Below are 12,065 nucleotides of genomic sequence, written 5' to 3' on the forward strand. Positions count from 1 at the left end.
TGCCGGTCCCGTACCGGCTAACCTGATGCAAGTAAAGGAGCTTCGATGAAACGAGAATACCCGGTCTTCGATACCGATATCCTCATCGTAGGCGGCGGTAGTGCAGGGACCATGGCAGCTATTCGGGCCAAGACCGTCCATCCCGAGCTGGATGTCCTGATCCTGGAAAAAGGGGATGTGAAGTACTCGGGCTGCATCGCCCGGGGCATGGATGCGCTGAACATCGTCGCCATCCCCGGCATCAGCTCCCCGGAAGAATATGTGGAGGGCAACGGGATGGCCTGTGACGGGATCATGGATGAGCCCGTCAACTATCGCATGGCTGAACGTAGCTATGATGTCATGCAGCGCCTTATCGATTGGGGGGTCTGTTTCCCCAAGTTCGACGGCGAGTATGAGGTGCTGCAGGTCCACCCCAAAGGGCGCTTTTGCGTGACCATGAAGGAACCCGAGCTCAAGAAGATCCTGGCGGAAAAGGCCCTGCAGATGGGCGTACGGGTCATGAACCGTACCATGGCCGTGGAGCTGCTCAAAAACGGTGAGAGCGTCTGCGGGGCCGTGGCCCTCAATATCCGTACGGGAGAGCCTTCGGTCATCAGAGCCAAGAGCGTCATCCTTTCCGCGGGCGGCACCGCCCGCTTTGGCCTGCCGGACAATGGCCATCTGTACGGGATCTACGATTTCCCGGGCAATACCGGGGACGGCTATATGCTCGCTTACAGGGCGGGGGCCGAGCTGAGCGGTTTTGAATATACCTTGGTCTACTACATCACCAAGGACATCAACGCGCCGCTGCTGTACATCACCCTGACGCGTGGCGCCCACCTGCTGAATGCATTCAATGAGCGCAGGGACAAGGACCACCCCTCCATCAAATCCATGTTTGCGGAACATCTGGAGAATCAGGGCCCCCTGCGCATCAGGCTCAGCCATCTGCCCGAGGAGAAGATCAAGGAGATTGAGGATATCCTGTTCTCCACCGAACGTCCTGCCTGTCAGCGCTTCCATGAAGGGCGCGACAACAATTTCAGGACCGGGGAGATCGAGCTGTGGCCCACGGAGGTCTTCCTCTGCGGCGGTCACGGCCTGACGGGGGTGCGCATCAATGAAAACGGGGAGACCAACGTCCCCGGTCTCTATGCCGCCGGTGACACGTCCCTCTGTGCTCGCGGGCATCTTTCCGGCGCTTTCGTCTATGGCGAGATCTGCGCCGAGAATGCCGGCGTCTATGCGAAGTCCATGCCGCTGGCACCCGTTGACGAGGCCGCCGTGGCCGCCGTCCTCGACCATCTCGACAAACGGCGTGCCCAGGGGGACAACGAGATCAGCGTGGACGAGTTCGAATACAAGGTGCGCCGCATCATCGGCGATTATCTGAAGCCTCCTAAAAATGAGTACAAGCTGAACCGGGCCCTGTGGTGGATGAAGCGTTTTCGCAAGGAACTGGATACGGTCGTCCGCATTGAGAGCGTGCACGACCTGTTCAAGGCGCTTGAGGTCGAGAACATCATCCAGTGCGGCTACCTGAGCGCCGTCGCCTCCAAGGAGCGCAAGGAGACGCGCTGGTATCCCTGGCATTACAGGACGGATTATCCTGAACGCAATGACCTGGAATGGAAGAAGCATGTGGTGCTGACCCGTGGCGACGGTCCGGAAGATGTGCATGTCACCTACAGGGATGTGATCAAGATGGCAAAGGGAGGGGAGAACTGATGGCCGGTTATCTGGAAGCTCTCTCGGACAATATCCGTGTAGACAAGGACAAGTGCATTTTTTGCGGCAAATGCGTGGATACCTGTATCCTCGACAATCTGCGTCTGAAGCTGGCCCCCTGCCGTCAGGCCTGCCCCATGGGCGTCAACGTGCAGGGCTATGTGCAGCTCGTGCTGCGGGGTGAGGAGGACAGGGCGCGCAGCCTCATCCGCGAGGCGCTGCCCTTCCCCGAGATGATGTGCCTGGTGTGTCACCGGCCCTGTGAAGCCGCCTGCGAGCGGGGCAGGAGCGGGGAGCTGCCGGTCAATATCCGCGGCCTCAAGCGTTACCTGTTCGCGGAAGGTACGCCGCCCCCGCTGCCGGAAAAGGCGGCTGCCAGCGGCAAGCGTGTCGCGATCGTCGGTTCGGGGCCGGCGGGGCTGGTGGCAGCCTATGACCTGGCCTGTCGCGGGCACGATGTCGTGGTGCTTGAAAAAGCGGCCGCGCCCGGTGGTCAGCTGCGTACGGGGATCCCCACCTTCCGGCTCCCTGAGGAGCTGCTGGACAGGGAACTGGCCGTCCTGCCCCGGCTCGGCGTGCGGATTGCCTGCGATACCGCCGTCGGCGGGGAACAGACGCTGGACAGCCTGCTGGATGAGTTCGATGCGGTGATTCTGGCCACCGGCTTCAGTCTCGGCCGTACGCTGGGGCTGCCCGGGGAAGACCTGGAAGGCGTCCTCAGCGGCATGGCCTTCCTGGAGGCCGTGCATCAGGGCCGGGCCGGGGAGTTTTCCGGCTCCACCGTCGTCATCGGCGGTGGCAATGCCGCGGTGGATGCCGCCCTCTGCGCCCTGCGCCAGGGCGCGGAACGGGTCACCATGGTCAGTTTGGAGCGGGAAGGCCAGCTCCCCGCCTTCGGGCACGAGCTGGAGCAGGCCGGGAAGGACGGCGTCACCTTCCTGCATGGATGGGGCGTGGCGCGTCTGGAAGGCTTTGGGGGCAGGGTGAGCAAGGTCGTGCTCAAGCGCTGCCTGCAGGTCTTCTCGCCCGAGGGCGTTTTTGCGCCCGAATTCGATGAGGAGCGGATCCTGGAGTTCCCGGCTTCCCATGTGATCGTCGCCATCGGCCAGGGCAGGGACACGTCCGTCTTCCGGGGGAGCTCCTTCCTGCCGGACGATCTGGACCGCGTCGATCGTCTGACCTGCCGCCTTGCCGACAGCCGCCTGTTCCTGGCTGGCGATTTCGGGGACGGCGCGGGCTCTGTCGTGGGGGCCATGGCTTCCGGGCGCCGTGCCGCCGAATCGGTGCATCGCCTGCTGGCAGGCGAGCCCCTGGATTTCGGACGTGCCTATGCCGGTCCTTTCGAGACGGACTTTGCCGTCTCGCATGAGCGTGGCAGCGATGTGCCCCGTCAGGCCGCGCCGGAACATGACCTTGCAGGCAAGGGCGACTATACGCTGGTGGAAGGTGTGCTGACGCGGGAACAGGCGCAGGCGGAGGCCTCCCGCTGTTTCTCGTGCGGCGGACCTTTTGGCAAGCATCGCAGCTGCTGGTTCTGCCTCCCGTGCGAGGTGGCCTGCCCCGAACAGGCCCTGCATGTGGAGATCCCCTATCTGCTGCGCTAGGCAAAACGGAGGAATGCCCTTTTCAGACAACCATGGACCGGGATCCCTGTGAGAACGGTCATCTCCCGTATGGGAAGGAGGACACTATGCGTCACGCCATTCTGCGCGTTGTACTGATGGTTCTCGCGTGCTGTTGCCTGTGTTCGCCTGCGGCAGCCGGCGCGGACTATCCCAGAAAGCCTGTTACCGTGTATATCCCGCTGGGTGTAGGGGATACGGCCGATGTCTTTGTCAGAGTGATCACGCCCTATATGGAAAAGTTCCTGGGGCAGCCCATGATCCTCGTCAACAAGCCCGGTTCCGGTGGCGCAGTGGCCCTGGCTGCCTTGGCCAACGCACCGGCGGACGGATACACCATGTCGTGGGCCAACCTGCCGACCCTTTCCATCCAGCCGCAGATGCGCAAGCTCACCTATGATCCGCGCAAGCTCGTCTACATCGCGACGCCGATGCAGTATGAATACATCCTGTATGTCAGCGCCAAGTCGCCCTACAAGACGCTGAAGGATCTGGTGGAGGCGGCACGCAAGGCCCCCGGCAAGGTCCGCTACGGTACCCCTGGCCTGGGCACCACCAATCATCTGGGCGTGGCCTGGCTGGCCAACAAGGAAAACGTGCGCATGACGGCGGTCCCGTTCGACGGGAACCCCAAGGCCATCTCCGCTGTGGTGGGCGGGCACTGTGAAGCCGTGAACACGTCCGTGACGGCCTCCATCTCTCCCTATCAGGCCGGGCTGGTACGCCCGCTGGCCGTTTTCAGCGACTTCCGCATCGCCCTGCTCCCCGATGTGCCTACCCTCAAGGAGCTGGGCTATGATTTCAGCCAGTATTCCTGTCTTGGCGCCGTCTTTCCTCCCGGCACGCCGGATGCTGTCCGGCAGCGGATGGAAGACGCCATCAAGTATGCCATCGAGCAGCCTGACGTGCAGCAGCGTTGCGCCGAGACCCTGTTCGCCAAGATCGTCTTCCGCAATGGTGCCGAATACCGGGCCCTGTGCGAAGACTACTGGACGATCTGGGGCGACGTGCTCTCTCTGGTCGGCTTGAAGAAGTAATGTCTGGTCCGGCCCCCTGGACAGGGGGCCGGACTTTTTTAGGGAGGCTCCATGCATATCAAAAGAGATATTGCCGGCCTTGTCCTGCTTTGCATCCTGGCAGCGGTGAACCAGTTCTATTTCATCCCGGTACAGGTGGTGGAGGAAGGCTCCGACCCTGTGTACCCGCTGCTGCTGAACGGCGTTCTGGCTGTCCTGCTGGTATTCTATGCCCTGGAACTGTTGCGCTCCTGCCTCAGGCGGGGCATCCCCCTGGCCGTGTGGCGGGTGTATCCCCGCCGGGCCGGCAAGGTGATCCTGCTCCTGGCACTTGTTTGGGGCTGGGCGGCGGCGCTCAACCATGCCGGATTCATCGGGCCCACCATGTGCTTTCTGGGGATCGCCGTCTGGCTGTACGGTGAACGCTCCCTGTCCAGGATCGTCCTGGTCATGCTGGTGAGCCCTGCGGCGCTCTATCTCGTATTCACCCTGTTCGGCTCCTTTTTGCCGCAGGGGCCGCTGGAACAGTTCCTGGGCCGTTTCCTGGTCCAATGAGGAGGGGATATGCTGGATATCATCGCCAATCTCTGGGCAGGGGCGCAATATGCCATCACTCTCCCCAACATCCTGGGCGCGCTGCTGGGCTACGGCATCGGCGTCGTCTGCGGGGCCATACCGGGTCTGATGGGGGTCACGGGGATGGCCATCATCCTGCCGTTCACCTTCACCATGTCGCCGCTTTTTGCCATCGCCGCCATGATGGGCTGCTACAAAGGAGGCTGCTACGCCGGCTCCATCACCGCGGCCCTGTTCAATATCCCCGGGACGCCCGAAGCGGCGGCGACGGTTCTGGATGCCTATCCCATGACCCTGAAGGGACAGCAAAAGCGTGCTCTGGAGCTTGCCCTTTGGGCATCGGTCATCGGCGGCACCATCAGCAACCTGCTGCTCATCTTCACGGCACCGCCCCTGGCCCGTGTGGCCCTGAGCATCGGTCCGGCGGAAACGGCGGCACTCGTGCTGTTTTCACTGACAGCCGTCATCGGCCTGCTGGGAACGTCCCGTCTGGCCATCTGGAAGGGCTTCATTTCCGTGATCCTGGGGCTGATGCTGGCTTCCGTGGGCCTCGATCCCATCCTGTCCACCCGGCGTTATGTCTTCAACCTCACGGATCTTGACAGCGGGATACCTTTTGTCGTCGCCGTCATCGCCATGCTGGCCTTTACCGAGATACTGGAACAGGTCAACCGGGAGAAGCTCGATGTGGACCGTCAGGAGACGGGTACGGAACACAGGCCATCCCTCCAGCCCTACGGCTGGCGGGATCGTCTGCGGGATCTGCGCTTTTGCTGGAAGGACCTGTTGCGCTCGTCGCTGCTGGGCTCGTTTTTTGGCGCCCTGCCGGGCATCGGCGCCGCGCCGGCGGCTTTCGTCTGTTATGGTGAAGCGCGCCGCGCGGCAAAGAACAAGGAAGATTTCGGGCATGGGGACCCACGCGGGATCGTGGCCCCCGAATCCGGCAACAATGCCGTCGCCGCGGCCTCGCTCATCCCGCTGGTCACTCTGGGCATCCCCGGGAGCGTTGCCGCAGCTGTACTTGGCGGGGCGTTCATGGTGCAGGGGATGATCCCGGGGCCCATGCTCATGCACGATCACCCGCAGGTGATCTATGGTCTTTTCGTCCTTTTTGTCATGACGGATATCCTGGGGGCATTCGTCGTCGCGTTGCCGTTCGTGGCCCTGGTGCGCAAGCTGTTCTCCTGCATGAATTATAACATCCTGTTCCCCCTGGTCATCGTCTTTTGCGGCATCGGCGTCTATATCGAACACTACAACATCTTTTCCATCTATCTCCTTGTGCTGCTGGGCGGGATGGCTTTTATCCTTGAAAAGCTGGGCTTCAATGTCTCCGCCATGGTCCTGGCCTTCATCCTTGGCCCCATCTTTGAAAGAGAAACGCGGACGGCGCTCGTCATGAGCGGCGGAGATTTCTCCATCTTCCTGACAAGCCCTGTGGCCTGCCTCCTGCTGATCCTTTCCGTCCTGCTTTTCTGCTGGTCGCTCTGGCAGAAGATCAAGGCGGAGCGGGGAGAGAGTTCGAGTAGTCTGCAGGAGCCTGAAAACTGATCCGCACCGTGTTTTTCAGCCTTCCAGACCACGCAGCTTCCCGTGCAGCAGGGCGGCCCGGGCGGCCCCGATGCCGGGCAGGCGGCGTAGGTCGTCCACGCTGGCGGCGCGCATGGCCTCCAGACTGCCGAAGGTCTCCCAGAGCAGGCGGGCCGTGGCCGGTCCGATGCCCGGCAGGCGCATGAGCTCGCCGGAAAGCGCGGCCTGGCCGCGGGCCTTGCGGTGGCGGCCGATGGCGAAACGGTGGGTGGCGTCGCGCACGTTCTGCAAAAAGAGCAGCTCCGCGCAGCCTTCGCGCAGGGGCAGGGGATTGCTGCGTCCGGGCAGGAAGATGCGGTCCGCCACATTGCCCGCGCGCCGGTCGGCATGTCCCTCCTCGTCCCGGGCCTTGGCGATGGCCGCCAGCGGGAAGAACTCCGGCTTGCCCGCGTCGCGCAGGGCGCGTTCCACCACGGCCAGCTGGCCGCGGCCGCCGTCGATGAGCAGGAGGTCCGGCCAGGGCGGGCCGCTTTCCAGCCGCCGGGATATCCAGGCATAAAGGGTGCCGTAATCGTCGCCGCCGTCGGGCATGGCATAGGCCCGGTACTGGTCCGGGCTGGGGCGGCCGTCCTCATAGACCACCATGCCCACGCGGGTCTGGCGGCCCCCGGTATGGGACACGTCCACGCATTCGATGCGCCGGGGCGCGGCAGGCAGGTGCAGGGCGCGCCCCAGACGTTCCTGCAGGGGCGTTTCCGCCAGCTTTTCGCGGCGTCGGGCCTCTTCGCGGGCATTGGACTGGGCCACGTCCACCAGCCGGTTGTCCGCAGGGTTCTGCGGGGCCACCAGCCGCACCGGACCGCCGCGCCGCTCGGACAGGGCCTGTTCCAGCAGGCCGCGTTCATCGGGCCGTTCCGTGTCCGCGCCGTTCCCCGCCGTTTCGCCGGTGCCTTCCTCGTCTTCTTCCGTGCCCTGCGGCAGCCAGGGCAGCAGGATGCGCGGTGGCGGGGTGAGCTGCTCATAATACTGGCCCACGAAGGAAAAGAGCAGCTCCGGCGCGTCCTCGAAGCTCAGGCCCGGCCAGTAGAAGGCCCGTCCGTCGGTCATGGCGCCGCCGCGCACGAAGACCAGCCCTAGGGCCAGCCCTCCCCCGGCCTGGAACAGGCCCAGCACGTCCATATCGCCGCCGCCGGGCAGTACGGCGGCCTGCCGTTCCACGGTCTGCTCCACGGCGCGGATCTGGTCGCGCAGCACGGCGGCTTTCTCGAATTCCAGAGCTTCCGCGGCGGCTTCCATGCGGTCGCGCAACTCCCGCAGCAGCGGGGCGGCCTTGCCCTGCAACAGATCGCAGACACGGCGCACGCCCTCGGCATACTCCTGCGCCGTCACAAGGCCCATGCAGGGAGCCGGGCACTGGCCCATATGGTGATACAGGCAGGGCCGCACGCGGTTCTTCATGGCCCGGTCCGAGCAGCGCCGCAGGGGGAAGGCCCGGTGCAGCAGTTTCCAGGTCTCGCGGGCGGCCAGCGCGGAGGTGAAGGGGCCGAAGTAGCGCGCCCCGTCGCGCCGGGCCCGGCGCACCACCTCCAGCCGGGGGAAGGGATGTTTGATGTTCACCCGGAAGAGCACATACTGCTTGTCGTCGCGCAGCACGATATTGTAATGCGGCCGGTATCTCTTGATCAGGCTGGCTTCCAGCAGCAGGGCTTCCTTTTCCGTGGTGGTGGTCAGGAACTCGATGCCGTGCGCGTGGGCCAGCATGGCCTTGGTCTTGGCGGGCAGACCTTCGGGGCGGAAATAGGAGAGTACGCGGCGGCGCAGGATGCGTGCCTTGCCCACATAGATGACCTGGCCCCGGGCGTCCTTGTACAGATAGACCCCGGGCGAGAGCGGGATGGAGGAGGGATCGGGCTTCTGCATGGCCCCATGCTACAGACGGGAGGGGAGCAGGGCAAGCGCGGGATGCGGCGCCCGTGGCCGGAGGAGGCCGCAGGGCCTGCCGCTACGGTGCGGGAGAGGCGGCAGCGGCGGCAAGCGGGAGCGGAAGACGGCGGGAGCGGCGCCCGCTGTGGCGCAGGCAAGGTGCCGCTCCTGTTGTACGGGGATGCCGGGAAGCGCAGGGCAGGCCCCGCCGTGACGTCAGCTGCCCGGCATGGCGGGCCATCGCCTGCGCGGCCTGCGGGCGACATGCGCCACACGGTCCGGGCAGCGGCAGCTCTGCCCGCCAGTCCCTACGGGCAGCTGATGACGCCCTCGGACCAGAGGCAGCCGCCGCAGGTGGGGGCATCGTTGCCGAAGCAATCGGTGAGGCCCTGTTCCCAGTTCTCGCACAGGCTGCAGCGATAGCAGGGCGAGAACTCGAAGTTGCGCACACGGCGGCGGAAGTCGGCGTAGTCCGGCCGCGCCCAGATCTCCTCCAGCCCCTGTTCCGCCAGATCGCCGAAAAAGTGGCTGCGCGTCTCGCGCTGTTTTTGGCGCCAGTAGAGCGTGGCGTTGCGCAGCAGGGACATGCAGGGGCTGACGTGGCCGTCGAATTTGACGAAGGCCATGCCTTCGTCGATGAAGCGGCAGTGCCGGGCGGCCCGGCTGACGCGCTGCCCCGAAAGGTAGACGCTGCACATGGAGGTGGAGAGCAGGCTGCGCAGCCCTTCCTGCGCGGCCGGCTCCTGCCAGTCCATGAGCGGCAGGTGGATGCGCGGCGAGCTGGCCATGGGCGCGGGATCGCCCAGGCCCCAGTCCACCACATTATTGTAGAGCACCTCCGCGGCCGTATGCTCGTCGGTGGGGATGACGTTGGAGATGTTGACCTCGTTGATCTTGTAATAGGTGGAAAAATAGGGCAGCAGGGCCAGCTCGTGGGCATTGCTCTTCATGACCACGAAGGCCACGCCCAGACGGACAGGGCGCTCCAGCCGGGCGCGCTGGCGGTTGAACTCCACGATATGTTCCTTGACCAGGGCCAGATGGCTGTTCCGGCGGATCTGCGCATAGCGCCCGTCGTCCAGGGCGTCGATGGACAGCCAGAGCATGTCCAGACCGGCGTCCAGCAGCTCGGCCGTACGCCGTGCGTCCAGCAGCGTGCCGTTGCTCAGCAGTTCCACGCGCCTGCCCAGGGAAGACGCCGTGCGCACCATGTCCACGATGTCCGGGTGGACCAGCGGCTCGCCCATGCCGCCGAAGAAGACGGTCTCCACACTGTCCGGCAGGGTGGCCATGGCCCGGTGGAAGGTCTCGGGCCGCATGTCGCCGATGATTTCATCTTTCCAGCTGTTGCGGAAGCACATGGTGCAGCGCAGATTGCAGCGTGCTGTGGGTTCTATGTAGAGTTTTTTCAGACAGTCCTCGGGAGCCATGGAGCTTCTCCTGCTGTGCGCGGGCCGGGACGGCGGGCGCCGGTTGTGCGACGGTCTTCCCGGCATAGCACGGTCCGGGCAAAAGGTCGATGCGGCGGGGCAGGAGACGCCGGGGCTGCCCGTCCTGCATGGCGGCGGGGCATTGGGCCTGCGAGGCGACATTGCCGGGACCGTCCTCCTGCGTGGCGGTGTGGTGGACGGCCGCCGTCACGGTCCCGCGCAGCGTCGCCCTGTGCCGTGCCGCCGCCCCATGACCTGCGGCGGGCCGGTAGGGACAGCGCGCCGGTGAGGCTGGACGCTGCGCCCTTGCCGTCAGCGGTAAAGCCCTGTAAGAGGCATGGCTTCAGGAGAAGCCGTGAGATCGAGGGAGGATGTCCATGCCTGATGCCATCGATATCTTTGTGTTCGGCTGCTGGTTCGCCGGCGGTTTCGTGTCCGGCGTCAGCGGCATCGGCGGCACCATGTTCGCCTTTCCCTTCCTGGCTCTGGCCATCCCCATGCATGCCCTGATCCCCCTGAGCTGTCTGGTCTGCTTTTTCAAGGATGCCTGCATGATCGCCATGCATGTGCGCTACTGCCGTTTCGACGCCATGCCCTGGCTTCTGCTGGGCGCGGTGCCCGGTTCCTTCGCCGGGGTCTATCTGCTGCAGCTCTGCTCCGGGGCCGTGTTGCAGGGCATCGTGGGCCTGCTGTTGCTGTTCTTCGTCTACTGGCAGCTCTTCGTGCGCACGGCGCGCGGCGGCAGGGCCCGCCTGCAGCCCGCCGGCGTGGCCTGCGGTTTCGGCGCCGGGCTGCTGGGCACGGGCATCGCCCTTGACGGGCCGCCCATGGCCGCCTTCGGGCTGGCGGTGGGCTGGGAACCGCGCGTCTTTCTGGGCACGGTGAGCGTCTTCTTCATGCTGCGCGGCATCATCACCCTGGTGCTGCAATGGTGGCACGGCTTCTTCACCCCCGATGTGCTGGGCATGGCCGTTTACGGGACGCCCGGCGTGATGCTGGGTAGTCTGGCGGCCTTTCCCGTGGTGAAGCGCATCAACGTGCTGCTGTTCCGGCGGGTGCTGCTGGGCATCATCGCCATCTGCGGCGTGGTCTGCCTGGTGCGTTCCCTCTGGTAGGCCAGCCGGCGCTGGCGGTCCGCTTTGGCCAGGCTCAGGGCTACGTTTTGTTGTGAGGGGGAAGGAAGCCCTTTGCGTTGCTGTCGATGCCCGTAGCTTCCTCCGTCGCAACGGGCACGGCCTGCGGCCGCCATTCGGTCGCGCGTTGCTGTCGATGCCCGTAGCTTCCTTCGTCGCAACGGGCACGGCCTGCGGCCGCCATTCGGTCGCGCGTTGCTGTCGATGCCCGTAGCTTCCTTCGTCGCAACGGGCACGGCCTGCGGGCTCCCCCTTGGGTCACTGCCCGCACGAGAGGTTTTTCCCTTCCCCCCACCTCCTTTTCCCGGCACACTTTTTTCAGATGAGCCGGGAGCATGCGGCCAGCAGCCTTCATCGGGCATACCTGGCTGATGTCTTTATCTATATTGAAGTAAAATGTAAAATTGGGGCTGATACGCCCCGGTCCGGCATGGGAGTGTCTGCCTGGAGGCTCGGCTGCGGACGACCGTCTGAGAGGCAGGAGGAGCGGGCAGGCAAAAAAAATGACGGGATTTGAAAATTTTGCTTGACCTCGGACCGCCTTTCGCCTATCTAAAACAAATCCAACGCGTCCCTATCGTCTAGCCGGCCCAGGACAACGGCCTTTCACGCCGTCGACGGGGGTTCAAATCCCCCTGGGGACGCCAACAAGGAAGCAAGGCATCTGCAGCAATGCAGGTGCCTTTTTTCGTTACGGGCGTCAGCCCCGGCGCGTGTCCGAACGGCACGAGACGGGGCTGCATCTCTCATGCGGGAATATTGCCGGCTGGCAGGCCGGCACGGCTGCGCCGCATCGTCCTTCATGCGGGCTGTGAGCTGTCACGCAACTTGAGAATTTCCGTCACGCAACTTGAGAACGGTGCTCGGCGTTTTTTCGTACCTGGCACGGTAATTGCTTAATCTAAAGAGGCGTGGGAGTACCGCTTTTACACGGCCCCCACGCCTTCCTCATATTGGACGCGGCTCTCGTCGTTCTATGTTTTTTCTGCAAGGCTTGCTGTCAACCGGTTACGGCTGATCGCGTAATATTCCCGTGACAACTCCATCCCCACATAGCTGCGGCCTGTTTTGATGCATGCCTCGCCCACACTGCCGCCGCCCATGAAAGGATCAAGTACGCTG

9 protein-coding genes and 1 tRNA gene are annotated in these 12,065 nt (G+C 64.4%); 7 read left to right on the forward strand and 3 right to left on the reverse strand.

The window, feature by feature from the left end:
* Positions 1 to 45 precede the first annotated feature (45 nt).
* The 5 genes from Q1X76_RS05950 (at position 46) to Q1X76_RS05970 (ending at position 6,478) form a co-directional block, all read left to right on the forward strand.
* On the forward strand, positions 46 to 1,713 hold the full coding sequence (locus Q1X76_RS05950) for an FAD-binding protein (protein WP_300718709.1): 1,668 nt from the start codon (positions 46 to 48) through the stop codon (positions 1,711 to 1,713).
* Complete coding sequence (locus tag Q1X76_RS05955; protein ID WP_300718711.1) at positions 1,713 to 3,317, forward strand: FAD-dependent oxidoreductase; 1,605 nt, start codon at positions 1,713 to 1,715, stop codon at positions 3,315 to 3,317. Before Q1X76_RS05950 ends, Q1X76_RS05955 begins: the two co-directional genes overlap by 1 nt.
* Before the next feature lie 86 nt (positions 3,318 to 3,403).
* A complete protein-coding gene (locus tag Q1X76_RS05960) occupies positions 3,404 to 4,372 on the forward strand; it encodes a tripartite tricarboxylate transporter substrate binding protein (protein ID WP_300718713.1) in 969 nt (322 codons plus the stop codon).
* A gap of 51 nt (positions 4,373 to 4,423) precedes the next feature.
* Positions 4,424 to 4,906: a tripartite tricarboxylate transporter TctB family protein gene (locus Q1X76_RS05965; RefSeq protein WP_300718715.1), complete on the forward strand. Its 483-nt coding sequence runs from the start codon at positions 4,424 to 4,426 to the stop codon at positions 4,904 to 4,906.
* A gap of 9 nt (positions 4,907 to 4,915) precedes the next feature.
* A complete protein-coding gene (locus Q1X76_RS05970) occupies positions 4,916 to 6,478 on the forward strand; it encodes a tripartite tricarboxylate transporter permease (RefSeq protein WP_300718716.1) in 1,563 nt (520 codons plus the stop codon).
* Positions 6,479 to 6,493: 15 nt separating this feature from the next.
* On the opposite strand, the gene uvrC is transcribed toward Q1X76_RS05970, so the two are convergent.
* Both uvrC and Q1X76_RS05980 read right to left on the reverse strand, forming a co-directional pair.
* A complete protein-coding gene (gene uvrC / locus Q1X76_RS05975; RefSeq protein WP_300718717.1) occupies positions 6,494 to 8,377 on the reverse strand; it encodes an excinuclease ABC subunit UvrC in 1,884 nt (627 codons plus the stop codon).
* A 311-nt stretch (positions 8,378 to 8,688) separates the two neighbouring features.
* Complete coding sequence (locus Q1X76_RS05980) at positions 8,689 to 9,810, reverse strand: radical SAM protein (protein WP_300718718.1); 1,122 nt, start codon at positions 9,808 to 9,810, stop codon at positions 8,689 to 8,691.
* Positions 9,811 to 10,187: 377 nt separating this feature from the next.
* On the opposite strand from Q1X76_RS05980, the gene Q1X76_RS05985 reads away from it, so the two are divergent.
* Together Q1X76_RS05985 and Q1X76_RS05990 are read left to right on the forward strand one after the other, a co-directional pair.
* Entirely contained in the window at positions 10,188 to 10,925 is a 738-nt protein-coding gene (locus tag Q1X76_RS05985) for a sulfite exporter TauE/SafE family protein (RefSeq protein ID WP_300718719.1), read from the forward strand.
* A 588-nt stretch (positions 10,926 to 11,513) separates the two neighbouring features.
* A tRNA-Glu gene (locus tag Q1X76_RS05990) sits at positions 11,514 to 11,590 on the forward strand.
* Between the two features lie 327 nt (positions 11,591 to 11,917).
* Here Q1X76_RS05990 and Q1X76_RS05995 read toward each other — a convergent pair.
* Positions 11,918 to 12,065, reverse strand: a 148-nt coding sequence (locus tag Q1X76_RS05995; RefSeq protein WP_300718720.1) for a DNA methyltransferase, incomplete at its 5' end; no start/stop codon positions are given.

Origin of the sequence: uncultured Desulfovibrio sp., assembly GCF_949282365.1 — a bacterium.
Lineage (GTDB): Bacteria > Desulfobacterota > Desulfovibrionia > Desulfovibrionales > Desulfovibrionaceae > Desulfovibrio.

Bases quoted from the DNA above. Each gene is read 5' to 3' on its own strand.
- Q1X76_RS05950 (WP_300718709.1), top strand. From the start codon at position 46: ATGAAACGAGAATACCCGGTCTTCGATACCGATATCCTCATCGTAGGC.
- Q1X76_RS05955 (WP_300718711.1), top strand. From the start codon at position 1,713: ATGGCCGGTTATCTGGAAGCTCTCTCGGACAATATCCGTGTAGACAAG.
- Q1X76_RS05960 (WP_300718713.1), top strand. From the start codon at position 3,404: ATGCGTCACGCCATTCTGCGCGTTGTACTGATGGTTCTCGCGTGCTGT.
- Q1X76_RS05965 (WP_300718715.1), top strand. From the start codon at position 4,424: ATGCATATCAAAAGAGATATTGCCGGCCTTGTCCTGCTTTGCATCCTG.
- Q1X76_RS05970 (WP_300718716.1), top strand. From the start codon at position 4,916: ATGCTGGATATCATCGCCAATCTCTGGGCAGGGGCGCAATATGCCATC.
- uvrC (WP_300718717.1), bottom strand. From the start codon at position 8,377: ATGCAGAAGCCCGATCCCTCCTCCATCCCGCTCTCGCCCGGGGTCTAT.
- Q1X76_RS05980 (WP_300718718.1), bottom strand. From the start codon at position 9,810: ATGGCTCCCGAGGACTGTCTGAAAAAACTCTACATAGAACCCACAGCA.
- Q1X76_RS05985 (WP_300718719.1), top strand. From the start codon at position 10,188: ATGCCTGATGCCATCGATATCTTTGTGTTCGGCTGCTGGTTCGCCGGC.